The 23,676-nt window shown below is 52.2% G+C and carries 27 protein-coding genes; 17 read left to right on the top strand and 10 right to left on the bottom strand.

The features are described from left to right. The first annotated feature begins 552 nt into the window (after positions 1-552). Genes arnB through arnF form a run of 7 tightly spaced genes read left to right on the top strand, consistent with a single transcriptional unit; the run spans position 553 to position 7,929 of the window. Entirely contained in the window at positions 553-1,692 is a 1,140-nt protein-coding gene (arnB, locus tag L2097_RS12985) for a UDP-4-amino-4-deoxy-L-arabinose aminotransferase (protein WP_047371424.1), read from the top strand. A 2-nt stretch (positions 1,693-1,694) separates the two neighbouring features. Next, positions 1,695-2,678: an undecaprenyl-phosphate 4-deoxy-4-formamido-L-arabinose transferase gene (gene arnC, locus L2097_RS12990; RefSeq protein ID WP_047371425.1), complete on the top strand. Its 984-nt coding sequence runs from the start codon at positions 1,695-1,697 to the stop codon at positions 2,676-2,678. After that, on the top strand, positions 2,675-4,657 hold the full coding sequence (arnA, locus tag L2097_RS12995; protein ID WP_250352967.1) for a bifunctional UDP-4-amino-4-deoxy-L-arabinose formyltransferase/UDP-glucuronic acid oxidase ArnA: 1,983 nt from the start codon (positions 2,675-2,677) through the stop codon (positions 4,655-4,657). Before arnC ends, arnA begins: the two co-directional genes overlap by 4 nt. After that, entirely contained in the window at positions 4,654-5,553 is a 900-nt protein-coding gene (gene arnD / locus L2097_RS13000) for a 4-deoxy-4-formamido-L-arabinose-phosphoundecaprenol deformylase (RefSeq protein WP_085005685.1), read from the top strand. Before arnA ends, arnD begins: the two co-directional genes overlap by 4 nt. Beyond that, entirely contained in the window at positions 5,550-7,211 is a 1,662-nt protein-coding gene (arnT, locus tag L2097_RS13005) for a lipid IV(A) 4-amino-4-deoxy-L-arabinosyltransferase (RefSeq protein WP_250352968.1), read from the top strand. Before arnD ends, arnT begins: the two co-directional genes overlap by 4 nt. Further along, positions 7,208-7,543 carry a 4-amino-4-deoxy-L-arabinose-phosphoundecaprenol flippase subunit ArnE gene (arnE, locus tag L2097_RS13010; protein WP_047371429.1) on the top strand — a complete coding sequence of 112 codons (336 nt, stop codon included), beginning with the start codon at positions 7,208-7,210 and terminating at the stop codon, positions 7,541-7,543. Before arnT ends, arnE begins: the two co-directional genes overlap by 4 nt. After that, complete coding sequence (gene arnF, locus L2097_RS13015; RefSeq protein WP_047371430.1) at positions 7,540-7,929, top strand: 4-amino-4-deoxy-L-arabinose-phosphoundecaprenol flippase subunit ArnF; 390 nt, start codon at positions 7,540-7,542, stop codon at positions 7,927-7,929. The genes arnE and arnF overlap by 4 nt, the downstream gene beginning before the upstream one ends. Here arnF and L2097_RS13020 read toward each other — a convergent pair whose 3' ends face one another. The 4 genes from L2097_RS13020 to L2097_RS13035 all read right to left on the bottom strand — a co-directional run bounded on the left by L2097_RS13020 (position 7,930) and on the right by L2097_RS13035 (position 12,095). Next, positions 7,930-8,364, bottom strand: coding sequence for an EamA family transporter (locus L2097_RS13020; protein ID WP_041852297.1), 435 nt, complete (start codon positions 8,362-8,364; stop codon positions 7,930-7,932). 82 nt (positions 8,365-8,446) lie between these two features. Then, positions 8,447-9,481: an ABC transporter ATP-binding protein gene (locus tag L2097_RS13025; protein WP_250352969.1), complete on the bottom strand. Its 1,035-nt coding sequence runs from the start codon at positions 9,479-9,481 to the stop codon at positions 8,447-8,449. Position 9,482: 1 nt separating this feature from the next. Next, positions 9,483-11,057 carry an ABC transporter permease gene (locus L2097_RS13030; protein ID WP_250352970.1) on the bottom strand — a complete coding sequence of 525 codons (1,575 nt, stop codon included), beginning with the start codon at positions 11,055-11,057 and terminating at the stop codon, positions 9,483-9,485. 21 nt (positions 11,058-11,078) lie between these two features. After that, the gene (locus tag L2097_RS13035) at positions 11,079-12,095 is read right to left on the bottom strand and encodes an iron ABC transporter substrate-binding protein (RefSeq protein ID WP_085005689.1); all 1,017 of its coding nucleotides are present in this window, start codon (positions 12,093-12,095) and stop codon (positions 11,079-11,081) included. 336 nt (positions 12,096-12,431) lie between these two features. Between L2097_RS13035 and L2097_RS13040 the strand changes: the two genes are divergently transcribed. The 5 genes from L2097_RS13040 (at position 12,432) to L2097_RS13060 (ending at position 14,365) form a co-directional block, all read left to right on the top strand. Next, the gene (locus tag L2097_RS13040) at positions 12,432-12,650 is read left to right on the top strand and encodes a hypothetical protein (protein WP_047371434.1); all 219 of its coding nucleotides are present in this window, start codon (positions 12,432-12,434) and stop codon (positions 12,648-12,650) included. 86 nt (positions 12,651-12,736) lie between these two features. Beyond that, complete coding sequence (locus tag L2097_RS13045; RefSeq protein ID WP_250352971.1) at positions 12,737-13,147, top strand: GFA family protein; 411 nt, start codon at positions 12,737-12,739, stop codon at positions 13,145-13,147. Between the two features lie 196 nt (positions 13,148-13,343). Further along, complete coding sequence (locus tag L2097_RS13050; RefSeq protein ID WP_103280122.1) at positions 13,344-13,580, top strand: biofilm development regulator YmgB/AriR family protein; 237 nt, start codon at positions 13,344-13,346, stop codon at positions 13,578-13,580. Positions 13,581-13,688: 108 nt separating this feature from the next. Beyond that, positions 13,689-13,991, top strand: coding sequence for a hypothetical protein (locus tag L2097_RS13055; protein WP_047371437.1), 303 nt, complete (start codon positions 13,689-13,691; stop codon positions 13,989-13,991). Positions 13,992-14,152: 161 nt separating this feature from the next. Continuing rightward, complete coding sequence (locus L2097_RS13060) at positions 14,153-14,365, top strand: hypothetical protein (RefSeq protein ID WP_047371438.1); 213 nt, start codon at positions 14,153-14,155, stop codon at positions 14,363-14,365. Between the two features lie 107 nt (positions 14,366-14,472). Here L2097_RS13060 and L2097_RS13065 read toward each other — a convergent pair whose 3' ends face one another. The 6 genes from L2097_RS13065 to eamB all read right to left on the bottom strand — a co-directional run bounded on the left by L2097_RS13065 (position 14,473) and on the right by eamB (position 18,653). Then, positions 14,473-14,721 carry a biofilm development regulator YmgB/AriR family protein gene (locus tag L2097_RS13065; RefSeq protein ID WP_047371439.1) on the bottom strand — a complete coding sequence of 83 codons (249 nt, stop codon included), beginning with the start codon at positions 14,719-14,721 and terminating at the stop codon, positions 14,473-14,475. Between the two features lie 327 nt (positions 14,722-15,048). Continuing rightward, a complete protein-coding gene (locus L2097_RS13070) occupies positions 15,049-15,360 on the bottom strand; it encodes a hypothetical protein (protein WP_047371440.1) in 312 nt (103 codons plus the stop codon). Between the two features lie 128 nt (positions 15,361-15,488). After that, positions 15,489-16,112 (bottom strand): LysE family translocator, encoded by a 624-nt coding sequence (locus tag L2097_RS13075; RefSeq protein ID WP_047371441.1) that lies wholly within the window; start codon positions 16,110-16,112, stop codon positions 15,489-15,491. An 83-nt stretch (positions 16,113-16,195) separates the two neighbouring features. Next, entirely contained in the window at positions 16,196-16,987 is a 792-nt protein-coding gene (locus tag L2097_RS13080; protein ID WP_250352972.1) for a phosphate/phosphite/phosphonate ABC transporter substrate-binding protein, read from the bottom strand. Then, on the bottom strand, positions 16,977-17,951 hold the full coding sequence (locus tag L2097_RS13085) for a fatty acid desaturase (protein ID WP_250352973.1): 975 nt from the start codon (positions 17,949-17,951) through the stop codon (positions 16,977-16,979). Before L2097_RS13085 ends, L2097_RS13080 begins: the two co-directional genes overlap by 11 nt. A 114-nt stretch (positions 17,952-18,065) precedes the next feature. Then, entirely contained in the window at positions 18,066-18,653 is a 588-nt protein-coding gene (gene eamB, locus L2097_RS13090; RefSeq protein WP_250352974.1) for a cysteine/O-acetylserine transporter, read from the bottom strand. Positions 18,654-18,763: 110 nt separating this feature from the next. On the opposite strand from eamB, the gene L2097_RS13095 reads away from it, so the two are divergent. The 5 genes from L2097_RS13095 to L2097_RS13115 all read left to right on the top strand — a co-directional run bounded on the left by L2097_RS13095 (position 18,764) and on the right by L2097_RS13115 (position 23,552). Further along, positions 18,764-19,669 carry a LysR family transcriptional regulator gene (locus tag L2097_RS13095; RefSeq protein WP_047371444.1) on the top strand — a complete coding sequence of 302 codons (906 nt, stop codon included), beginning with the start codon at positions 18,764-18,766 and terminating at the stop codon, positions 19,667-19,669. A 561-nt stretch (positions 19,670-20,230) separates the two neighbouring features. Beyond that, the gene (locus L2097_RS13100; protein ID WP_250352975.1) at positions 20,231-21,442 is read left to right on the top strand and encodes a hypothetical protein; all 1,212 of its coding nucleotides are present in this window, start codon (positions 20,231-20,233) and stop codon (positions 21,440-21,442) included. A gap of 91 nt (positions 21,443-21,533) precedes the next feature. Continuing rightward, the gene (locus L2097_RS13105) at positions 21,534-22,343 is read left to right on the top strand and encodes a hypothetical protein (protein ID WP_250352976.1); all 810 of its coding nucleotides are present in this window, start codon (positions 21,534-21,536) and stop codon (positions 22,341-22,343) included. Beyond that, positions 22,334-23,311, top strand: a complete 978-nt coding sequence (locus L2097_RS13110; protein WP_250352977.1) for a hypothetical protein — start codon at positions 22,334-22,336, stop codon at positions 23,309-23,311. Before L2097_RS13105 ends, L2097_RS13110 begins: the two co-directional genes overlap by 10 nt. A gap of 103 nt (positions 23,312-23,414) precedes the next feature. Then, on the top strand, positions 23,415-23,552 hold the full coding sequence (locus L2097_RS13115) for a hypothetical protein (RefSeq protein WP_250352978.1): 138 nt from the start codon (positions 23,415-23,417) through the stop codon (positions 23,550-23,552). Positions 23,553-23,676 lie beyond the last annotated feature (124 nt).

The raw sequence follows: 23,676 nt of genomic DNA on the forward strand, positions 1-23,676 counted from the left end.
TTTGTAATTAAATGATTTGAAATGATTTTCTGCCGAAATATTCGTATTGCCACCGTGATCGCACGAAAAACAGCCAGTTTTTGTGATCCGCGTCACTTAAATGACGATCTGCTACAGCACTAAAAGCCAAATCTGGCTATTCTCGTTTTTCAGGCAGGTGCATCTGTTCATTATTATTTCCCCTCCCAAATTTAGTGACAGCATAATGACAAAAGGATGACTATAAATATAAATTAAACAAAATTAAGATAGTGAAAAAAAACCTTTACGGTTGCGTATGTCGCCGTTACGGCATTTTATTCTCCTGCAAAAAAAACAAAGGCAACGCTTTGATTTCCATAAAAAAACTCAAAAAACATCGCCTGCTAATAATTATTCCCTCAACGCCAGCTAAACGAAAACGATCTTAAGTGAACGTTAATCAAAATACACAATCTCTTAAGGTTGAGTTAATAAATAAGCCCTATCCTGGGTAAGTACTTTCAGCGAAATGAGTCTGCTGCTTCCCTGGCTATAGTGCGAATTCATTGCCAGCAACGGTAAGGAAAAGTAATGCGTGAATTTTTACCCTTCTCACGTCCTTCTATGGGCGACGAGGAATTAACGGCGATTCAGGACGTTCTGCGTTCAGGTTGGATTACAACAGGTCCCAAAAACCAACAGTTAGAAGAGGCATTTTGCCAGTTGACGGGCAATCAGCATGCCATTGCCTTGAGTTCGGCAACAGCCGGTATGCATGTCACCTTAATGGCGCTGGGTATCGGCGCTGGCGATGAGGTGATTACCCCCTCCATGACCTGGGTTTCCACCCTCAATATGATAGTGCTACTCGGCGCGACACCGGTCATGATCGATGTTGACCGCGACACGTTGATGGTCACTGCACAGAGCATTGAGGCCGCGATTACACCAAAAACGAAGGCCATTATTCCTGTTCACTACGCTGGCGCGCCTGCCGATATCGATGCGATTCGCGCATTGGGTGAAAAATACGCTATTCCCGTCATTGAAGATGCGGCACATGCCGCCGGAACCTATTACAAAGGTCATCATGTCGGCTGTTGCGGAACCGCGATTTTCTCCTTCCATGCCATCAAAAATATGACCTGTGCCGAAGGCGGTCTGGTGGTAACCGATGATGAGAAACTGGCCCAGCGTATCCGCAGCCTGAAATTCCACGGTCTTGGCGTCGATGCCTACGATCGCCAGACACACGGTCGCGCGCCGCAGGCGGAAGTGATCTCTCCTGGCTACAAATACAACCTGGCGGATATCAATGCCGCGCTGGCGCTGGTGCAACTCGGCAAGCTTCATGAAGCCAATAAGCGTCGAACCGAGATTGCCCAGCGCTATTTACGCGAGCTGGCTGACACTCCCTTCCAGCCGCTGACGGTTCCGGCATGGCCACACGTTCACGCCTGGCATCTGTTTATTATTCGTGTTGATGAAACACGCTGTGGCCTGACCCGCGATGCGCTGATGGAAGCGCTGAAAGCACAGGGCATTGGCACGGGCCTGCATTTCCGCGCCGCCCACACGCAGAAATACTACCGCGAGAATTTCCCTGATCTTTCACTACCCAATACGGAGTGGAATAGCGCGCGTATCTGTTCGCTGCCGCTGTTCCCGGATATGACCGATGACGACACCAGCCGCGTTATCGCCGCACTTCATCAGCTGGCAGGGCAATAACGATGTTTGAAACAAGCCCAATCAACAAAGTGTCCGTTGTGATCCCTGTATTTAACGAACAGGACAGCCTGCCGGAACTGATTCGTCGTACTACCGCCGCCTGCGATCTGTTGGGTAAGGATTATGAAGTTCTGCTGGTTGATGACGGCAGTAGCGATGACTCCGCCAAAATGCTGGTGGATGCCGCACAAGCCGACGGCAGCCATATTGTGGCAGTACTGCTTAACCGCAACTATGGTCAGCACTCCGCGATCATGGCCGGTTTTAGCCATGTCACCGGCGATCTGATCATCACTCTGGATGCCGATTTGCAGAACCCGCCCGAAGAGATTCCACGCCTGGTGGCAAGCGCCGAAGAAGGTTATGACGTGGTCGGTACGGTTCGTCAGAACCGTCAGGACAGTCTGTTTCGTAAAACAGCATCACGCATGATCAACCACCTGATTCAGCGCACCACCGGTAAAGCGATGGGCGATTACGGCTGCATGCTGCGCGCTTACCGTCGCCATATTGTCGATGCGATGTTGCACTGCCACGAGCGCAGCACTTTTATCCCGATCCTCGCCAATATGTTCGCCCGCCGGGCCACGGAAATACCCGTGCATCACGCGGAACGCGAGTACGGCGATTCGAAATACAGCTTTATGCGTTTGATTAACCTGATGTATGACCTGGTGACCTGCCTGACCACCACGCCGCTGCGCATGCTGAGCGTGTTTGGCAGCGTTATCGCGCTGGTGGGTTTTGCGCTCTCGGTCGTTTTAGTCGTCATGCGTCTTGCGCTTGGACCACAGTGGGCTGCCGAAGGTGTGTTCACCCTCTTCGCCGTCCTGTTCACCTTCATTGGTGCGCAGTTCGTTGGCATGGGCTTACTCGGCGAGTACGTTGGCCGCATCTATAACGATGTCCGTGCCCGCCCCCGTTACTTTATTCAGCGCGTTATCCGTCAGGAAACCCCAAATTCTATTGAGGAAATTGAGTCATGAAAACTGTCGTCTTTGCATATCACGATATGGGGTGCACGGGCATACAAGCACTGCTGGAAGCAGGCTTTGAGATTGCCGCCATCTTTACTCACGCCGACAATGCGGGTGAAAACCACTTTTTTAAATCCGTGGCGCGCCTGGCGGCTGAACAGGAGATTCCGGTTTATGCCCCGGATGATGTAAACCATCCTCTGTGGGTTGATCGCATTCGCGCACTCGCGCCAGAAGTGATCTTCTCCTTCTATTACCGCAACCTGCTGTGCAACGATATTCTGAGCCTGCCGACAAAAGGCGCGTTTAACCTGCACGGTTCGCTGCTGCCGAAATACCGTGGCCGCGCGCCGCTGAACTGGGTACTGGTCAACGGTGAAAAAGAGACCGGCGTCACCCTGCACCGTATGACCCAACGCGCCGATGCAGGCGATATTGTGGCGCAACAGAGTGTGGCGATCAGCGACACCGACGTGGCGCTTTCTCTGCATCAAAAACTCTGTGCGGCCTCACAAAGCCTGCTGAGCGACGTGCTGCCGAAAATCCGCAGTGGTCAAACTCAGGAACGCGCACAGGATGAGGCTCAGGCTACCTATGTTGGCCGTCGTACCCCGGAAGATGGTCGTCTGACCTGGGAAAAATCGGCGCAGGAGCTGCATAACCTGGTACGTGCCGTCAGCGATCCGTGGCCGGGCGCATTTGGCTATGTGGGCACCAACAAATTTATCGTCTGGAAATCCCGCGTACGCACCGACCTCGCCGCAGCGAAGCCGGGCACCGTGCTGTCTGTCGCTCCGCTGGTGGTCGCCTGTGGTGAAGGTGCGCTGGAAATCGTGACCGGCCAGAGCGCAAACGGCGTTTACATGCAGGGTACCCAGCTTGCGCCCGCGATGGGTCTGGTGCCGGGAGCCCTGCTCTCCAGCCGTCCGTTTGCTGCCATTAAGCGCCGTACTCGCGTGCTCATCCTCGGGGTAAACGGTTTTATCGGTAACCACCTGACCGAACGTCTGTTGCAGGATGATAATTACGAGATTTACGGTCTGGATATTGGTTCTGATGCTATTAGCCGTTTCCTGGACTCCCCGCGTTTCCACTTTGTGGAAGGTGATATCAGCATTCACTCCGAGTGGATTGAATACCACATTAAGAAATGTGATGTCGTATTGCCGCTGGTGGCCATTGCGACGCCAATCGAGTACACCCGTAACCCGCTGCGCGTATTCGAGCTGGACTTCGAAGAGAACCTGAAAATTATTCGTGACTGCGTGAAGTACAATAAACGCATCATCTTCCCGTCGACGTCGGAAGTGTACGGCATGTGCACCGACGCGAACTTCGACGAAGATACCTCCAATCTGGTGGTGGGTCCGATTAATAAACAGCGCTGGATCTACTCAGTGTCCAAACAGTTGCTGGACCGTGTGATTTGGGCCTACGGCGACAAAACCGGCCTTAAATTCACCCTCTTCCGTCCGTTTAACTGGATGGGGCCGCGTCTGGATAACCTGAATGCCGCCCGTATCGGCAGCTCCCGCGCCATCACTCAGTTGATCCTCAACCTGGTCGAAGGTTCGCCGATTAAGCTGATTGAAGGCGGTAAACAGAAACGCTGCTTTACCGATATCAGCGATGGTATTGAAGCGCTGTTCCGCATCATCGAAAACAAAGATGGCCGCTGTGATGGGCAGATCATCAACATCGGTAACCCGGATAACGAAGCGAGCATCAAAGAGCTGGCGGAAATGCTGCTCGACTGCTTCGAACGTCACCCGCTGCGTGACCGCTTCCCGCCGTTTGCCGGCTTCCGCGAAGTGGAAAGCAGCGACTACTACGGGAAAGGCTACCAGGACGTTGAACACCGCAAACCGAGCATTCGCAACGCTAAACGTTGCCTGGACTGGCAGCCGACGGTAGAAATGCACCAGACGGTCGAAGAGACGCTGGACTTCTTTTTACGCACCGTTGAGGTCACGGAACAGAAGCCATGAGAAAAGTCGGCCTGCGCATAGACGTCGATACCTTCCGCGGCACCCGTAAAGGGGTGCCGTCGCTGCTGGACATGCTCAACCGCTACGGCGTACGCGCAAGCTTCTTCTTTAGTGTGGGGCCGGACAATATGGGACGGCATCTTTGGCGGCTAATTAAGCCGAAGTTCTTACTAAAGATGCTGCGCTCAAAAGCGGCCTCCCTGTATGGCTGGGATATTTTACTGGCGGGCACCGCGTGGCCCGGCAGGAATATCGGGCGCGCTAACGCGGATATTATCCGCAGTGCCGCCGCCAGCCATGAAGTGGGGCTGCATGCGTGGGATCACCACGCCTGGCAAACCTGGTGCGGCGTATGGGACAGCGATGAGTTGCTCCATCACATCGCGCTGGGTAAAGAAGAACTGGAATCGATAATCGGTACAGATATTACCTGTTCAGCCGTAGCCGGCTGGCGTGCCGACCAGCGGGTCATTAAGGCGAAAGAAGCCTTCGATTTTCGCTATAACAGCGACTGTCGGGGCAGCACCCCCTTTTTACCCGTAACCGGCGTCGGCCAGACGGGTACGGTGCAGATTCCGGTAACGCTGCCAACCTGGGATGAGGTTGTCGGGGGTGAAGTCAGTGCCAGCGGGTTCAACGATTTCATTCTGGCCCGCATGCTGGATGACCCCGGCGTGCCGGTCTATACCATTCACGCTGAGGTCGAAGGGATCGCCCATCGCCTTGAGTTTGAAGATTTACTCCAGCGCGCCGCCGAAGCGAATATTCAATTCTGCCCGCTGGGTGAACTGTTACCTGCCAATTTACGCACCTTGCCCACGGGTAAGGTTGTACGTGGTGAAATTGCTGGCCGTGAAGGATGGCTGGGTTGTCAGCAAATGGAGAGAACGGAATGACGAAGTCGTCACGCTACGGTCTGGTTGTACTTGCCCTGTTTGTCCTCTACTACCTGATCCCTGTCGAATGGCGTTTGCTCTGGCAGCCTGATGAAACGCGTTATGCAGAGATCAGCCGTGAAATGCTCAGCAGCGGAAACTGGACCGTGCCGCATTTCCTCGGCCTGCGTTATTTCGAAAAACCGATCGCCGGTTACTGGATGAACTCCATATTCCAGTGGCTGTTCGGCGGCACCAACTTTGCGGTACGCGCCGGGGTTATCTTTTCAACCGCGCTGGTTGCCGGAATGGTGTCATGGTTTGCCTGGCAGATTTGGCGCGATAAACGCGTGGCGATGATGGCTGCCATCATTTTCATCACCATGCTTGAAGTTTACGGCATCGGCACCTATGCGGTGCTCGACCCGATGATCGCCCTGTGGCTGGTTGCCGGGATGTGCACGTTCTGGATTGCCGCTCAGGCAAAGACCCCCTCCGTGAAAGCGGCGGGCTATGTGCTGCTCGGTCTGACCTGCGGCATGGGGGTGATGACCAAAGGATTTCTGGCGCTGGCCGTGCCGGTACTGAGCGTTTTACCCTGGATAATCGTGCAGAAAAAATGGAAAGAGGCGCTGATTTGGGGCTGGCTTTCCATCGCCAGTTGCGTGCTGGTTGTCCTGCCGTGGGGGCTGGCGATTGCCCAGCATGAGCCAGATTTCTGGCACTACTTCTTCTGGGTGGAGCATATTCAGCGTTTTGCCATGGCAGATGCGCAGCATAAAGCCCCGTTCTGGTACTACCTGCCGGTCATCTTATTGGGAAGTCTGCCCTGGCTGGGATTGCTGCCCGGCTCGCTTCGCCTGGCGTGGTTCACCCGTGAGAACAACCGCGCGACGCTCTACCTGCTGTGCTGGGTAGTGATGCCATTTCTGTTTTTCAGTATCGCGAAAGGCAAACTGTTGACCTATATCCTGCCCTGCTTCGCACCGCTGGCGATCCTGATGGCTGGCTATTCGGTGCAGGCCGCAGAAAAAGGCTACCGTGCTTTGCGCGTCAATGCCTGGCTCAACATTGGCTTTGGTCTGTTTGGCCTGATTGCCGCGTTTATTGCCTCTCCCTGGGGGCCTTTGAAAAACCCGGTATGGACCACACTCGAAAGCTATAAAGTGTTTTGTGCCGCCATGGCCTTTTTCGTCTGGGCGCTGGTGGGCTGGTATACCCTGCGCAATACCGAAAAAAGCTGGATGCTCTCGGCATTGTGTCCGGCCGGGCTCGCGCTGCTGGTCGGTTTTGCCATCCCTAACCGGGTGATGGAATCAAAACAGCCGCAATTCGCGATCGGCATGGCCAAAGAGTCACTGGCATCCAGCCGCTATATTCTGAGTGATAATGTCGGCATCGCCGCAGGCCTGGCGTGGGAACTGAAACGTAGCGATATTATTATGTTTGGCCAGACCGGTGAGCTGCAATACGGCCTCAGCTATCCGGATGCGAAAGACAAATTTATCGCTGAGAAAGATTTCAACGACTGGCTGGAGCAGCATCGTCAGGAAGGCAAAGTCACGCTGGTGGTTCTGCTCTCACGCGGTGAAAGTGTCAATAGCCTGCCGATTCCTCCGCCATCAAATGTATTTGTTCAGGGGCGAATCGCACTTATTGAGTATGCAGCGCTACGATGAGCTGGTTTCTGCTTATGCTGGCAAGCCTGCTGAGCTTTGCCGGTCAATTGTGCCAAAAGCAAGCGACGCGGCCTGCCCTTAGGGTGGGCCGCCGTCGCCATATTTTAACCTGGCTCGGGCTGGCGCTTGCCTGCCTTGGCCTGGGTATGCTTTTCTGGCTGCTGGTATTACAGAGCATCCCCGTTGGCATCGCCTATCCGATGTTAAGTCTCAACTTTGTCTGGGTGACGCTGGCCGCCTGGGGGATCTGGCGTGAACCGGTTAACCTGCGCCACTGGCTTGGCGTGGGGTTAATTATTGTGGGAATTGTGATTCTGGGCGGTGCGGCATGAAAGGGGTTCTTCTGACGTTGGTCAGCGTGCTGTTAACCAGCGCGGCACAGCTTGCGATGGGTTATGCCATGACGGCCCTTCCGCCGGTGTCGCAGTTTTATGCGTTTATCGGCGCGCTGTGGCCTGTTCATCTGGAAACAACGCTGCTGCTGGCCGGGCTGGCGGGTTATCTGGCCTCGATGTTTTTCTGGTATCTGGCTTTACACCATCTGGCATTGAGCAAAGCCTATGCCCTGCTGAGCCTCAGTTATATTCTGGTATGGTCGGCATCGCTTATTGTGCCCGGCATGCACGGTATTTTTTCTGTTCGGTCACTGATTGGTGTGTTGGTTATTATTGCGGGCGTACTGGTTATTTTTCTGCCCGCACATCAACGTCACGGCTGATTATCTCCGCAGTGCCAGTAACAATACGCCTGCGGTAATCAAGAGCAGTCCCCCCGCCTCCCGCAACCCTGGTCGTTCGCCGAGAAAAATAAAAGCAAAAATCGCCACCATCACCACGCTCATTTTATCTACCGGTACCACTTTAAAGGCTTCGCCGATTTTTAACGCCCGGAAATAGCATACCCAGGACGCCCCCGTCGCCAGGCCAGATAAGATCAGGAAAAGCCAGGTGCGTTTGCCAATCAGCAATGGATTCTGCCACTTACCGGTAAAATAAATAAAGGCAGCCAGAATAACGATAATTATCCCGGTACGGATTAACGTGGCAAAATCGGAATCCACATTTTGGATCCCGACTTTAGCGAAAATGGCGGTCAGCGCAGCAAAAAAGGCGGACAGCAGCGCCCAGATAAACCAGTTGCTGAGTGAAAACATGCTCTCTCCCATTCATTATTACCGTCAATATTCAGACATGCGTGGATAAAAACAGGATATGCCGTCAATCAGCAGGCTATTTTTATGCCGCAAATACCCGCGCATGGCCTGTAATTTTGAGCGCAACCGTAGTACCTGGCAATAATAATTGTGGTGTGACGGTATTGATGGTCAGCGTTTGCGCCCGATCCGTAAATCCCAGTGTCAGCGTCGATAAATAACCGGCAAAATCAATATCCAAGACCGTCGCCTGCAACGCGGTTTCACCTGCCGATACCGGGGTGATCATCAATTGTTCCGGGCGCAGCATAATGCGCCGCACGCCTTCTGCGGCGCTGTCATCCACCGGCACATCGCCCACCAGACATCGCGCTTTACCGTTGGTGACCTGCGCCGTCAGGATCAGCGCGTCGCCTAAGAACAGCGCCGTATCTTCATCGACGGGCTGCGAATAGACGGCCTGTGGCGTCCCCACCTGGGCAAATCGCCCGTGGCGAATAACGGCAATCTGCTCGGCAAAGGAGAGCGCTTCGTTCTGATCGTGCGTGACCAGTACGGTCGCGACTCCGGCCTGTGACAACAGCTCGGCGGTGGCTTTACGCGTTGTGGCACGCAGCCCGGTATCCAGCGCCGAGAAGGGCTCATCCAACAACATGAGCGCCGGTTGCTGCGCCAGAGCACGCGCCAGGGCCACGCGCTGCTGCTGTCCGCCGGAGATTTCATGCGGCCAGTGACGCGCCAGTTGCCTGTCCAAAGACACCCGGTCCATCAAGGCTTCAACCTGCTTGCGCCGTTCCTGGCGCGAGGCGCGGATCCCCCAGCCAATGTTCTCTTCAACCGTCAGATGCGGGAAAAGCGCCCCTTCCTGCGGGACAAAGCCAATTTTTCGCTGATGCGCAGGAACCGATACTGTCGGGCTAAACAGCGGTGTACCACGCATCGTTATCTGTCCGCTGTCGGGCATCTCAAACCCGGCAATCAGGCGTAACAGGGTGGTTTTACCGGAGCCTGACGGCCCCACTATCGCGGTGCGACTGCCGGGTGACAGCGAAAGCGTGATGTTATCCAGCACCTGCGTGTGGCCAAATTTTTTCGACACATTAATAAGCTCGAACATCTTAACGACCCGATAGTTTTTGTGATTGCTTATAAAGGAGGCCCGTCAGGGGAAGAGAAATCAGGATCATGCACAGGGCGTAAGGGGCCGCAGCAACATAATCAATCTCGCTGGTCAGCGCCCAGAAACCGGTGGCAAGCGTGCGTGTTCCCAGCGGAGAGAGCAACAGTGTCGCTGTCAGCTCGTTGCTCACGCCCAGAAAGACCAGTGCCGCAGCCGCACCCGCACCGGGTGCCGCCAGACGCATCGTCACGCGACACAGCGCCCATCCCGGCGATACGCCCAGACTTTGCGCGACATGTTCAAGTTCGACCGGCGCCTGGGCGATACCGGCGCGTAAGTTAATCAGCGCCCGGGGAATAAACATCAGCATATATGCCAGAAAGAGCGTCACTTCGGTCTGATAAATGGGCCGGGCGTAATGAATGGTGACCGTCACCAGTGCCAGCGCCGTCACGATACCCGGCAGTGAGCTGGCCACATAATTCATGCTTTCCAGCAGCCGAAAAAGGCGATGTGGATGGCGCACCGCCAGCCACGCACACGGGATAGCAAATCCGGTGGTAATGATCGCCCCGGCCGACGCCAGGACCACCGTTTGATGCAGGGATAGCCATAAATCGCCGTTCTGCCAGACCGCGATTCCGCCCGCCCATAGCCAGCGGCACAGCACCCCGATGGGCGTTCCCAGCGCCAGCATCACCACGCAGACCAGCAGAAGTTGTCCCAGAAATTGGCCTGCCATTGCGGGTACATGGATATTCTGGCGACGGGCGGATCCGCCCCCCACACGGGCATACCGAGCCTTACCGCGGGTTCCCCCTTCCAGCAACAGTAGTCCCAGACAGCACAACGCAAGCACCCCCGCCAGCATATTGGCCGCCGGGCCGCTAAAAGTAGACTGGAACTGATCGTAAATGGCCGTCGTGAAGGTATCAAAGCGGATCATCACATACAGGCCATACTCCGCCAGCAGGTGCAGCCCTACCAGGAGCGCGCCTCCCCAGATGGCCAGTTTCAGTTGCGGTAATACCACGCGAAAGAAAACCCGCCACGGGGCAAAACCCAAGGATGCAGCAACATCTTCAAGGTTCGGATCCAGTCGCCGCAGGACCGCAGCAACCGGCATATAAATAAACGGATAATAAGCCAGCACGGAGATAAACACGGCGGCCGACAACCCATGTAAAGAGGGGATAACGCTTATCCACGCGTAACTTTGCACAAAGGCCGGGATCGCCAGCGGCGCAACCACCAACAACGACCAGAAACGACGTCCCCGCAGTGCAGTTCTCTCCGTAAGCCACGCAAGCGCCACGCCAAGGCAAACGCAAACGGGAAGGGAGAAAAGGATCAGCAGCAGCGTGTTAGTCAGTAACTCGGCGACACGCGGGCGAAAAACGAGCGCCTTAACGCTCTCCCATCCCGTATCAATACCTGTTGCAATCACAAACCCAACGGGCAGTAATGCCAACAGGGAAACCAGCATGGCTAATATCACCAACAGGCGCGCGGGGCGATGCTGATGCGTTTGGCGTTGCTGTTTTCCAGCCAACGGAATGCTCAAACCAGACATAAGGCGCTCACTGTTATTATTTTAAAGAATACCCGCCTGAGTCATCAGCTCGGTGACTTTCTTGCTGTTTAGCGTAGAGGGCTCAACTTTCGGGGCCTCCAGTTTATTCAGTGGTACCAGCTTTTCATTTGAAGCCGCATTCACGCCCACCGCATATTCAAACGCGTTGTTCGTGCGCAGAATATCCTGCCCGGCCTTACCAGTGATCCATTTAATAAAGGCCTGGGCCTGCGCTTTATGTTTGCTGGACGCTAACACACCGCCACCGGAAATACTGACAAAGGCACCTGGGTCCTGATGTTTGAAATAGTGAAGTTGCGTATTTTTGCTGTTCTCGCCGGTTTTTGCCTGATCGACAAAATAGTAATAGTGGTAAATCACGCCACTATCAATCTGCCCGGCATTGACCGCTTTTAAGACAGTACTGTTACCTTTGTAAGCCACAAAGTTGGTTTTCATCGCTTTCAGCCAGTCAAGGGTCGCAGGCTCACCTTTTAATGACAGCATGGCGCTGACAATCGCCTGGAAATCGGCACCCGACGGAGAGGCGGCCCAGCGCCCTTTCCATTCCGGTTTCGCTAAATCCATAAGAGATGTCGGCAGCTGTGCCGGGCTGATTTTGCTCGGGTTATAAACGAATACGGTGCTGCGTGCAGCAATACCAATCCAGCGGCCATGCGCCGGACGATAAGCGGCAGGCACCTGTTTCAGTGTATCGGCATCCAGCGGGGCAAACAGGTTTGCGTTGTCAACCAGCGTCATTGCAGGGGAGTTTTCCGTCAGGAAAACATCGGCAGGCGAAACATTGCCTTCCTGGACAAGCTGATTCCCCAGTTCGGTATCGCCGCCATTGCGCAGGGTCACTTTAATCCCGGTCTCTTTCGTAAAGCCATCTACCCACGACTGAACCAGATTTTCATGCTGAGCATTATAAATGACAATGCCCTCTTCGTTATCGGCCGCAAAAGCAGAAGAACCTGCAAAAACAGAAGAGATGACCAAAGCTATCGAACACAGGGCCGAAAAGCGATTTTTCATAATCATTCCTTATAAAATGTGTGTATAAACGAAGCGTTAGCAAGCTGGCTGGAGTTTAAACGCACAGACGCCGGAATGAGAATCGAAATAATTCTCAATATTTGAGTTCGCTATTTAATACTGAAAAACTTTAAATATTTTAATAAACATATCGTTTAAATTTTTTAGAACATCATAAGATTAAGAAAACCTTAACACACCTGAAACTTATCCTCTTTTTTCCGCTTCCATTTCGGGTATCGTCCTTTCTTTTCGGGGTTTATAAACTTAATATCATTCCATCCCTGATGCCAGCAGGGACACTATAATTAATAATAAAAGGCAAGCTGACTCATCATGAACAGTAAAAAAATAGATACCATCGCAAAAATTGCCATGCGCAGTCGTGGCATTACGGTCAAGGAAAAAAGGGTTCGCTTTCAGGGCGTCACTGTTCTTTTTCGCTACAATGAAGGCCGTTATGATGTCTTCTCTGATAACGAAAAGGTCGACTCCATCGAAACTAACAATATCAATCAGGCGATTGCGGAATATAAAAAGAAAAAGCAAAGCTAACTCCCCAGACCCCGTTTTGCCCCCGTCAACTCAGCCGCCAGACAGCTACACTCATTACATCCTCTTTTGTAACCACGGAGATTGTTATGTCAGAGAAGCTTCACGCTCAATGCCACTGCGGTGCCGTCGCGTTTACCGTTGAACTCACCGATGGGTTTAATACCCTACGCCGCTGTAACTGCTCCTTTTGCCGGATGCGCGGTGCGGTAGCCGTTTCCGCCCAGTTATCCGGACTGGAGGTGACGCGGGGAAAAGAGAAACTCACCGAGTACCGCTTTAATACCCAGGCCGCGGCCCACTATTTTTGCTCTGTCTGCGGGATTTATACCTTTCACCAGCGCCGCTCCAATCCAGAGCAATTTGGTGTAAACGTCGCTTGCATTGACGGCGTTTCGCCCTTCGATTTTCCGGTCGTTCCCGTCATGGATGGTGTGCATCACCCCAAAGATGGCCCAAGCGACGGTATCATGGGCTATCTGACATTCAATGTGAAATAACCCCCGCCCTGGCTTACGTTGGCCAGGGTATCGTTAAAATATTCTCCATGGCAGCGCTCCCTGCTGATTATTCAATAAATCAATATGTTGGCTTTTTTGCTTTTTTTTGAAAATCGATTACGCTTATGGATCTACTTGCCTGCCGCATGGCGTTCACCAAATCTTTGGCTAGAGATCCTGACTGAATGAGGCTGTCGTGAAGGGTACGCGTGATAGTGATAATGGCGCCATTGAGTGCCCTTTAGCACAGATGCTCTCGTGCGAAGAGATGTTGGGCGCGCTGGTGATAGAGATGTTGAACGCGAAACAAACCGTTAGCAAACGCACAATCTGCCTTAAAATTGCTGCCCGCATCGCAACAGAGACGAACCCGGTAACAGAAGCGCAGCTCAGCGCCTTAATGACGCTTATCTTTGCCAAAGGTCAGAAGTGAAAGCTCCGGACATTTTAAATACGTTCAGCAAAAAAAGGCAGATTTGGCCTGCGTGTGCATAATGGTTAAGGCTTGTGTAAAACAGTGTCGTAAATATTGAGAGGCGAAATGAGTAAAAATGATAAGGACAAACTTGTAGATACTGTCATGGGAGAAGCGATTTTGACGCTTCTGGAATCAGCGGAGGATATTTCCTTCGATGCCTTAATTGTGCAGTTGCAGGAAAATCTAAGAACGGAAACCGACAGTGAAAGGCAGGAAGCCTGGCGAAGCGCAATCAGTGGCGTGCACCATTTCCGTACGCAGCCTGAAAACAGTAAAAAAAGCGCCTGGTCTCTGCAAACGACCCAGCGCAAAAATCGACTCCGCGATGACACTCTTTTAAATATCAGTAAAGCAATCAAGCACTAAGAATCAGCACCCTGTTTAACCTGTATGGTTAACAGGTTTGCTATCCCACTGACCCCTTCTAATCAGACTTGCCTAAGCATGTTCTTACATAATGCTCATCGTGAATTTGACTGGCCTGATGGCCTTAGAAGACGTTCATCATCTCAGCAACGGGAGTGTAATTGAACGAAAATGAGCAAGTTCAACCAGAGGAAATCCATGAGGCGATTGGCCTGGCCGCCACTTATCTTATGAATTCGCGCCTGCCCATCAAGGCAGATAACCTCGTCATGGTGCTTCGCGCGCAGGAAGTCATGGCAACATGTTCCCGCCAGAGAAGCGTTCTGGAAGCCACCCGGCAATATCTGATACAACGGCGCAAAAAACCGCTGTAATGGTCACCCGGCATTATGGTGGCGTGACACAGACAAGTATGATTAAAGCTGCCTTCACGCACAGGTGAAGGCAGCATGTCATCAGGAAGGGAATCAGAAAATTTCAATTAAACGTCGTCGGGTGTTTTTTGAACAACCATTTCAAGGGCGTTGCGATAGATATCCAGTTTGACAACATCTTTTTCAATTTCAAGCAGTTGAATGAGTGCAAAGATAAGATCCTTATTGCTCACTTCCGCTTTGCGAGCACTGAGGCTCTGGGTAATTTCTGCGATAAGCTGTTCTTCCGCCTCGAAAGCATGAGGATCGCGGCCAAAAAAGGCGTTTAATTGTTCCTCAGTTGTCGTGCTCTGCATATTCATTCCTGTAAAAAAGTAAACTACGGCTCTCTGCAAGATGTCAGAAGAACCAAACCAAGAATAAAATTAGACAGCAATCTCAAGGCCTGCAATGTCCTTGATGAAATTTTTTGACCGTCTGGTCCGGGCGAGAAAAGTCGCCATTCTGAGTCTCTGGACAACATTGTTATAAGCGAACGCCGATAACACGGCACCGAACACTTTAGCGTCCCTTTACCGTTTTGATTTCACCCGTTTTTCCACTAACAGTGAATACCAACTGCGTTCAAAAAGGCGGGAAAAATAGCGGTACAACAGGCAGCCGGGAACGGCAGATCTCTGCGTTTACAGCGGCTGCGTTGACGGGACGTCGTGCTGAAAAACGTAAGGATCGGAAAGCAGGCAAAATTTCTCATCCTCCGGATACGTTACCGCCACGTGGTAATCCTCGCCGGCGAACGCCTTAACGGCGGCGATATCTGCCCAGTACGTTGCCAGGAAGAAATGTTCCCACTCCCCCTGCGTCACACGTTTAACAAACGCGCCCAGATTACCCTTAACCCCTTGTGAATGCGTCACGCCCGTCAACTGGAGGTGTGTTGCAAAGCCTTCCGCGTGCGCCAGGGGGACACAGCCATGCCATGTTCTTACAATCATTATTCGGCTCCTGTCATATCAGAGCCTGATAACCTACCCAAACAGGCACTTTACCGGAAGCCTTTATCCTCATTTCCCCTAAAATCCAGGGGCGGTGCTATCCCGTCCTGGTTCTCCATATGGGCCCATCAGCGCTGCGTCGTCGCCAGTTTGAGCGCCAACCCTAAAAAGACCACGCCGGCAATTTTATTCATCACCTTTTGCGCCGCCGCCGACTGACCAAACCGCGCCCCGGCGCTGGCGGCAAAGAGCGCCATCAGGCTAAAGGCAAACAGCGTGGCGACAATAAACAGCCCCCCCAGCGCAAACATCTGCAAAGTGACATGCCCGGCGTGTTTATCAACAAACTGCGGCAGGAAGGCGAGGAAGAAAATAGACACCTTCGGATTGGTAATATTCATCAAAATGCCGCGCAAATAAAGCCGGGTTCCCTCACGCACCGAACCGGCACGGCTATCGGCAGCCGTTGGCTTCGCGCGAAACGCCAGCCAGGCAAGCCAGGCCAGATACGCGGCTCCGGCATATTTCAACAGGCTAAACGCCAGCTCGGATTGCTGAAAAATCACCGCCACCCCCAGCGCCACAGCGGTGGTATGGACAATCAGCCCCGTACACAGGCCAAGGGTGATGGTTAACCCGGCGCGGCGTCCGCGTAACGCAGCCTGGGTCATGACAAACAGGTTATCGGGGCCGGGCACAAACGCCAGAAACAGCGCGGCGGCCAGGAAAGCAAAAACAGTATCAATGGACACAGGGGAAACCTTTGCAGAGTAAGGAATAAAACGAGGTTAACACTGAATTTCTGGTCGTAAAACGTCCTGTATTATCCGGCACGTTATAAATGCGTTACCCCGAGCGCCGCCGCCTCATCACGCCAGGCCAGCAAGGGGGAATACGCTTCCCGCGCAATCGGGCTAAACCCGGAAATTAACAGCGCGTCGCATACCGCCTGATAGCGCGGATGGCTGACCAGTTCATGTAATGCGTCCTGGAGTTTTGCAAGGGTAGATGCCGATGTCTGTTTTGCGGTGATGAGTGGCAGTCCCGGAGCCAGAGGCGTGGAACCCATCACCTTCAGCCCGGCCAGCAATTCAGGTTCATGGCGCGCTAACAGCGCCCAACTTACGCAGTCAATGGCCGCGATATCCGCCCTTCGCTGCCCAATCGCCGCCAGCGATTGCCGGTGGCTGCCGCTCAATATCACGGCCGAGAAAAAGGCCCCGCCCTGCGCCAACGGAGCGATCATTTTGCGTAAGGCGTTATAACCCGATTGCGAATCCTCAGCATTACAGGCCACCACGCGACCGCGGAAATCCGCCAGCGTTTGTCGCGCGTTTTCCTCACGTACCACCAGCAAGCTACGGTAGTGAAAGCCGTCACAACCGGGGGCAGTATAGTGAAAGCAGCCGACCGTTTGCACATCGGGCAACTGCGTAACCAGCGGAAAACCGCAGGTCTGGCTCAGCAACAGGGTGTCACTTCGCCAGTGGGCAAGCAGTGCCTCTTGCGGGCAGAGCGCCTTAACGACAATCCCCCGCGCCGCCAGCAGTTCCGTCAGCACGCGCAGCAGCGCCGCGGTGTCCGGGCGGTGTAAATCGTACATTGGAAGCGCGATATCATGGCTCATTGCTGTTGCTCGCGTTAAACCCCGGATGCGCGTTTACATCGACAGCGCGGAACAGGAAACGCCGCAGCCATACGCTATAACCGCGCACCACAAACCCACCGTTTCGCGTCTGATAATCGTCGCGATCGTTTAAATAGATCGCGCGCAATCCATACCAGGGCACGCCCGGTAAGTCGTGATGCACAGAATGATAGTTCAGGTTAAGGAATAACACGCGCCAGGGCCAGGCGGCTTCGTTAATCACCGAGCGAGCCAGCGGGTCTTCTTCTGCCCGATGCTCCAGGAACGAGCGCACTTTGGTGAGCGCCAGCGCCGGATAGCTGACCGCCAGCAGGAACCAGACCAGCGAAAAACCACAGTGGGCAATCCATGCAAAGGTCACCCCGACTAACAGCCCGTGAACCATCCACATCACAATAGCATCGCGCTGGCGGGCTCGAAACGCCGCGATCATTGCGGCAAGCATTTGCATAATATCGAGCAACGGCCCCAGCAACAGACGCCCCGGAAAAGTATTACGCAACTGAATAAGGCGACGATACCAGTGAGGTAAACGCTGCCAGCGATGGACGGAAAAATAGTAAGACTCCGGGTCGTCATCCGGCAACGTCAGCAAGTGTGCGCGATGATGCGCAAGGTGAGAATCGCGGTACAAGCCATACGGATACCAGACCGCCAGCGGCATGAGTCCCAGTAATTGGTTAACCCTTGGGTAGCGCGTGGGATGACCGTGAATCAGTTCATGTTGTAACGACATATACCAGGCGGTAAACCAGATAAGCAGTAATGTGGCAGGCAACAAACCCAGCGTTTCATGGAAGGCCAGCGTAGCAAACCAGCCGCCGTAGATAACGATGATAAGTACCCATGTTGGAAATTCACTGCGCCATAGCCAGGACCGGGACAGCCGCCCGATAAGCGCACGCTGCTGCTCGTGCAGGTAAACCGCCTTACTTTTTGCCATCCACTCAACACCCTTTATTCGACCTTTTCTCTGTGCCGACGATGGGAGAAAAAGCCGGAAATAACAAAGTATTTAAATGGATGAGCAATTGCGAAAAAGCGCTATATGCAGCCATCAAATAAACAGTCGAATGGCGCTGTAAATCAACAGGCAGGCCAGCAACGCATTCACCGGGCGAGCATGGCGACGTAGCAATACCTGAAACAGGTGACCCGCTACCGCCCAGCAAAAATTTCCCGCCGCCCCGATAAGGGCCAGACTCACGCTCACCGCCGCAACAACGGCGATATCGTGGGTATAGGGCAAAACAAAAGCAGAGAGCGCCGTAATGCCATAAAGGATGATTTTGACATTGGCAAACTGCAGGGCAAAGCTGGCCCAGAAGCTCAGTAACAGTGGTGTTCCCTGCGCTGTCGCCGGATCGCTGCGCACAATTTTCAGCGCCAGCCATACAATATAGAGTGCGCCAGGAATGTTGAGCCAGCCGGTGACGGCGGGCAATACATGGGTGAGCATAACGGTGAAAACGGCACATAACAGCATAATCACCAGGAAGCCGCAGGTCATCCCCGCCAGCACGCGCACGCTGCGCCTGAGCCCATGAGTACTTACTGAACTGAGCGCCAGGATGTTATTAGGACCGGGAGTGATAGCAGAGATAACGGTATAGGTCAGAAAAGCACTGATAACGGCAGTATTCACAGGGATCCCTCAGAGAATTTTTGCTTAAACTACCCTGCGCAAATACTTAAAAAAATCGAAATATTTGTTATTCTGACTTCGATATTTTCGATAGATTTAAGGGAGAAGGAATGGATCTGCGCCGCCTGATGACACTGAAAACCGTGGTCGAAGAGGGATCCTTTGCCCGCGCAGCCAATAAACTCTGCTGCACACAATCCACCATTACGTTTCAGATCCAGCAACTGGAACAAGAACTGTCGCTCAAGTTGTTTGAAAAAATTGGTCGCCGGATGATTCTGACCGAGTCCGGGCGTAATATTTTGCCGCATGTCTATGAACTGATGCGGGTGATGGACGGGCTACGCCAGGCCGCGCTGGACAAAGACGAACCGGCCGGCGAACTGCGGGTCGCTACCGGGGAAACGCTGCTGTCGTATAAAATTCCCGCTGTACTCCAGCGGTTTAAACAACGCGCGCCCGGCGTTCGCCTCTCATTGCAGTCACTCAACTGCTACGCTATCCGTGATGCTCTGCTGGCAGATGAGGTGGACCTTGGCATCTTTTACCGTGTGGGCAACGATTCAGCCCTGACCCTGCAAAGCTATGGCGAACAGCCTTTAGTTCTGGTCGCTTCACCGCAACTCACCGACGTCGATTTCACCCGGTCAGGCCAGCATATTCCCGTCAGCTTTATCATCAACGAACCGCAATGTATCTTTCGCCAGATTTTTGAAAGCACATTACGTCAGCGGCAGATCACTCTCGATAACACCATTGAGTTATGGAGCATTGAGAGCATTAAACAGTGTGTGGCGGGTAATCTTGGGGTTTCATTTTTACCGCGCTTTACCGTAGAAAATGAACTGGCAACCGGTACTCTGGTTGAACTGCCCTTTTCCCCCACAGCACTTTCGATCGAGGCATTGTGCGCTTACCACGCAGGAAAAGTCGTCAGCCCGGCGATGCGGGTGTTTATGGAATGTATGCGGGAGACGCTGACTGCGCCTGAGACTAACGCCGCACTCATCGAGTGACTATCAGCGCAGCGGCCAGGTATTACTCTTTAGCGCGCCAGCTAACATTCTGCCGTTTTCGGGAGCGCCTCGCCGTCGACTGAGGTCAGGGTCACAGTAATTGAAATCATCCCCTCAGGCCGGTTCGGCAGTGGCGTTTATTACCGCAGGAGCGGAATGGCCTGTCATAAAAATCGGCAACCTCACATATCCAAACGGGATATCTTCACCTCCAGAATAATAAACACAAGAAACCATTCCAAAATGAAATATTATTTACGAGGAAATTTTGTTAATTGACATCACCTGTCACCAGCATGCCTTACAACTTTCAGTGGCAGTGACGAATTGTACTTAAGTTTTCGGTAAGAATGCCGTTATTACCCTCAACGGCGAAGACGATATGGCATTAAGGAAAAGGTAATGTTATGCACCGGAATTGTATTGGCAGCACTATTACAACTACAACGGTGTCATACCGATCAGGGTAGATTAAAAGGTAGCATCAGATGTCACTTATGATGAAAACAGTACCATCACTTGTATACAGACAGAACTAGTCACTGAAAAGGAATAAAAATAATGAGCATTTTGGATTTCATAGGAAATGGTCTTAGCAAGGCTGACAAAGTATATATTCACCCACTAATCCCCAGATCTAAAACATCCAATGCAATATCAGCATATTGTTATGATATCTCTCACGATGATATTCTTGTTCTTGTCGATGATACTGTTTTCGGCAGCAGTAAGAATGGATTAGTCATAACAAAAGACAAAATATATTGCAAAGGTCAGTTAGAAAAACCTGCATCTTTTTCGTTTAGCGAAAACACTCTGTTTTTTGTTGAGAAAAAAATGATGTCAGTTTCAGTGTACCTTAACAATATTGAATTGATAAACACAACTCAGCCATCATATAAACACATTGATTATCTGTTTAACAAACTGAATGATTTTATAAAAAATAGTTTTACCTCTCACACCACTCCCCAGGCTGCTGTGCCCTCCACAGAGCCAGCACCAGCAGCAGTGACAGAACCTGCTCCTGCTCCTGCTCCTGCTCCTGCTCCTGCTCCTGCTCCAGATTTTAATGCAGATCATAAATCTATATACCAGATTTTGCCTGATGATGGATTAATGCAGAAAATAAAAATCGATAAAGGCGTAGACTCTTTTTTTGATTTCTTTTCAAATGGGGATAACAGAAGCTCAAGTGAATTCGTCAGAAAAGAAATCAGCGGTTTCCTGCAGAAAAACATCGTTCACATCAGAAATAATTATATAGATAAAAACAATATTGTAGGATTGAAAAACAACAACGCAACAATGGAGCTTTTGATATATTCCCTTGCACTCTTACGTCTTGAAATGGCAGAAAGATACGTAAATGAAAACGCCATTGAATTCGTACTGGTGGAGGGGATGAAAGAATTCATGTCTGCGGGCTCTGCATCCAGAGACAAAAACATCATAAACTATATGGTCAGGTTGTCATACGAATCAGGTGACAGCTTTGATGATGCGACGACATCATTATACATAAGACTGCTGAGCAGCAACATGCATGGAAAAACTGTCGGCGCCGATTTTGAATTAGAAAACTTGCTTGATAAATTCCATAATGACACTCATTTAGCAGATGCCTCATCCCATGGAGAGGTTATCAACAATATTCTTGGTGATATTCTATATCAATCGATTGAAGAGTTGGGTGATATATCCCGAGACAGAGAAATCGGTCGCCTTGCTCAACGCAGCGTTGATATTGTGCTCGATAAATTTTCGCGATAAGGCAATAGTCGAGTTTATTGGGGCAATCGGCAAGGCTTTCTGAGGTCTCCCTGACACCTCAGAAAGGTCGATAACAACCACTGGAGACGTTATGGACAGGCAAAATACTTCGCCGTCGCTAATCGATCAGGCGCAACCGTTAGATGTGCTGCTACGCAAAGCAATGGCGGCTGACCTCTCGGCGCTGGCAGATACACTTACCGACCACGGACGAGGTCGGGTTTCGCTTAAAGAGGAAACGAAAAAAAGCATCCTGTTGCACAAGCGACAACAAACCCTGCACACAATAGCGCCAATTCTGGCAACAGAAATCTGCGCTTTTGGCGGGAATACGGTCGCTAATGCTTTCCGCGAAAAAAAGTCGCCAGCGTACGCCGTCGTGGCCCTTGATGTGGCCAAAAAAATTGGCGCTAAGGTCAATAAGCATGCCACTGTCGTGGAAATTGAACGCGCCATCATCGAAAAAACGCTGCTCAAGGCGCTAAAAGGCGGCAAAAAAGAGGAAATGAAAGCGTTATTTAAAGAGCAGAAACTGACTGTAGATCATGCGCAAATTAGCCAACTACTTAATGAGGGAAAAGCCGATGACGTGCTCAGACTGCTGATCGCCTCATGCGGACCGTATGCTGTCTCAAGGATGGTGAATGCCGCCATGCTTCCGGCACTCAATCTGACGTTGAAAGCAGGTTTACCTGCTCTTGGCAAAGTCATTGCGGGCCGCGCCCCGGCCTTGCTCAATCCGATCGCTGCTGTACTTTCTGCCGCCTGGATGACCTACGATCTTGCCGGCCCCGCCTGGCGGGTAACAATACCCGCGGTGATTCGCATTGCCTGCATTCGCCAGGCCGACATCCAGCAGCAAGCGGACACATTCTGTATGGAGCTTAAACAATGTCTATAGACGCAGATGTTTTGTATCGCACGATTAAACAGTCTCCGGATATCATCGAAGGGCTAAAAACGGGGATGTATAAAATTTACGGCGGTGTGATACGTGTGGCGAAGGGGCACGAAAAGGCGGGCAGCATCGTCGCCCATTTGATGTTCCCCAGCGATGCAGAAAAAGCGCAAGAAAGTATCGAGAGCCTGAAAAATGTGTTGTCATCACAAATGGGGACGATACAGAGCGGCATTGAGACGTTACAAGGCTCGGTCAATACACTGCAGATGCTCCAGTCCGCTAATCTGGCACTTTCCGGGCTCAATCTGGCCGTTTCTGTCGCCGGGTTTGCGATTGTCTGCCACAAACTCAACCGCATTGAATCTCTGCTCCACACCCAATCGCAAAAGCTGGATACACTGCTGCATTTAGCACTGGATGCGCGTCAGCGCGAGTCATTCCGGGATATTGCCAGTTTTAATGCCGCGCTCAATACCGCACGACAATTTGCGGAAATGGGCGATACCGCGCAGTTGAAATCGCTGGTTCATAACCTTAACGCCCAGTATGAATTTACCAGTCTGGCGCTGAAGAATACGGCTAACGCAGTAAATTCCCCCGAATTTTATCCCTCACTGCATGAGCTGAACATTTTGCAGGAACGTTTTATGTATCTGGGGTTATTTCGTAGCTTTATTCAACAAAAAATCGGCGCCCCCCGCTATGCGCTGGAATCGCTGGAGCAGCTTAACGCTGACTGGCTGGAGATAAATACAACGATTGTCGACGGGATAAGCCACTCTCCAGCCACCCTGCAACACCTGTCGCGACAGGATGGAGACAACCTGCTCTCTTTCCTCAACTACCGTAAAACGCGCATTGAGGCGATTGAATATCAGAGCAACCTGTTACGTCTGGCTATTGAGAAACCGGAAATTCTGGAATTCATCAACGCCAGTAATGACGAGATTTTAGTGCTGGCAGCCTGATACCAGCAGACAGACTGGCGCAAATTGAACGCGGCGTGTCGATAAGTGGCCGTTGCGTCAGCATCTGTTGCAGATTAATGGCATCCCTGGCAGATGTCCGGCGATGCTAAACCACTACGTCGGCAATCAGCGTGACATCATTGGGCAGGGCGAACACATTGCGATAGATAACGGCAAATTCTGCATCAAGAAGGACAACAGGCTGACGAACATGATGCTGGCGGGGCTGAAACCTGGGTAGCCTGGCTCAACACAAGGAACGGATGCAGGTCTTGCCTGAGTGGTCCAGAATGCCAACGCCGTTCCATGCGGCCTACCCCAAACCGCCACCAGAGCGCGCGCCTGCGGGTCTTTGTTGACTGGCT

It is taken from the genome of Citrobacter sp. MNAZ 1397 (assembly GCF_023613995.1).
In the GTDB taxonomy this organism is placed as follows: Bacteria; Pseudomonadota; Gammaproteobacteria; order Enterobacterales; family Enterobacteriaceae; genus Phytobacter; species Phytobacter ursingii.

Bases quoted from the DNA above. Each gene is read 5' to 3' on its own strand.
- L2097_RS13045 (WP_250352971.1), top strand. From the start codon at position 12,737: ATGTCAGAGAAGCTTCACGCTCAATGCCACTGCGGTGCCGTCGCGTTT.
- arnT (WP_250352968.1), top strand. From the start codon at position 5,550: ATGACGAAGTCGTCACGCTACGGTCTGGTTGTACTTGCCCTGTTTGTC.
- L2097_RS13115 (WP_250352978.1), top strand. From the start codon at position 23,415: ATGCTAAACCACTACGTCGGCAATCAGCGTGACATCATTGGGCAGGGC.
- arnD (WP_085005685.1), top strand. From the start codon at position 4,654: ATGAGAAAAGTCGGCCTGCGCATAGACGTCGATACCTTCCGCGGCACC.
- arnF (WP_047371430.1), top strand. From the start codon at position 7,540: ATGAAAGGGGTTCTTCTGACGTTGGTCAGCGTGCTGTTAACCAGCGCG.
- L2097_RS13085 (WP_250352973.1), bottom strand. From the start codon at position 17,951: ATGGCAAAAAGTAAGGCGGTTTACCTGCACGAGCAGCAGCGTGCGCTT.
- L2097_RS13030 (WP_250352970.1), bottom strand. From the start codon at position 11,057: ATGTCTGGTTTGAGCATTCCGTTGGCTGGAAAACAGCAACGCCAAACG.
- L2097_RS13035 (WP_085005689.1), bottom strand. From the start codon at position 12,095: ATGAAAAATCGCTTTTCGGCCCTGTGTTCGATAGCTTTGGTCATCTCT.
- arnA (WP_250352967.1), top strand. From the start codon at position 2,675: ATGAAAACTGTCGTCTTTGCATATCACGATATGGGGTGCACGGGCATA.
- L2097_RS13040 (WP_047371434.1), top strand. From the start codon at position 12,432: ATGAACAGTAAAAAAATAGATACCATCGCAAAAATTGCCATGCGCAGT.
- L2097_RS13100 (WP_250352975.1), top strand. From the start codon at position 20,231: ATGAGCATTTTGGATTTCATAGGAAATGGTCTTAGCAAGGCTGACAAA.
- L2097_RS13095 (WP_047371444.1), top strand. From the start codon at position 18,764: ATGGATCTGCGCCGCCTGATGACACTGAAAACCGTGGTCGAAGAGGGA.
- arnE (WP_047371429.1), top strand. From the start codon at position 7,208: ATGAGCTGGTTTCTGCTTATGCTGGCAAGCCTGCTGAGCTTTGCCGGT.
- L2097_RS13020 (WP_041852297.1), bottom strand. From the start codon at position 8,364: ATGTTTTCACTCAGCAACTGGTTTATCTGGGCGCTGCTGTCCGCCTTT.
- L2097_RS13055 (WP_047371437.1), top strand. From the start codon at position 13,689: ATGAGTAAAAATGATAAGGACAAACTTGTAGATACTGTCATGGGAGAA.
- arnB (WP_047371424.1), top strand. From the start codon at position 553: ATGCGTGAATTTTTACCCTTCTCACGTCCTTCTATGGGCGACGAGGAA.
- L2097_RS13110 (WP_250352977.1), top strand. From the start codon at position 22,334: ATGTCTATAGACGCAGATGTTTTGTATCGCACGATTAAACAGTCTCCG.
- L2097_RS13065 (WP_047371439.1), bottom strand. From the start codon at position 14,721: ATGCAGAGCACGACAACTGAGGAACAATTAAACGCCTTTTTTGGCCGC.
- L2097_RS13105 (WP_250352976.1), top strand. From the start codon at position 21,534: ATGGACAGGCAAAATACTTCGCCGTCGCTAATCGATCAGGCGCAACCG.
- L2097_RS13025 (WP_250352969.1), bottom strand. From the start codon at position 9,481: ATGTTCGAGCTTATTAATGTGTCGAAAAAATTTGGCCACACGCAGGTG.
- L2097_RS13070 (WP_047371440.1), bottom strand. From the start codon at position 15,360: ATGATTGTAAGAACATGGCATGGCTGTGTCCCCCTGGCGCACGCGGAA.
- arnC (WP_047371425.1), top strand. From the start codon at position 1,695: ATGTTTGAAACAAGCCCAATCAACAAAGTGTCCGTTGTGATCCCTGTA.
- L2097_RS13080 (WP_250352972.1), bottom strand. From the start codon at position 16,987: ATGAGCCATGATATCGCGCTTCCAATGTACGATTTACACCGCCCGGAC.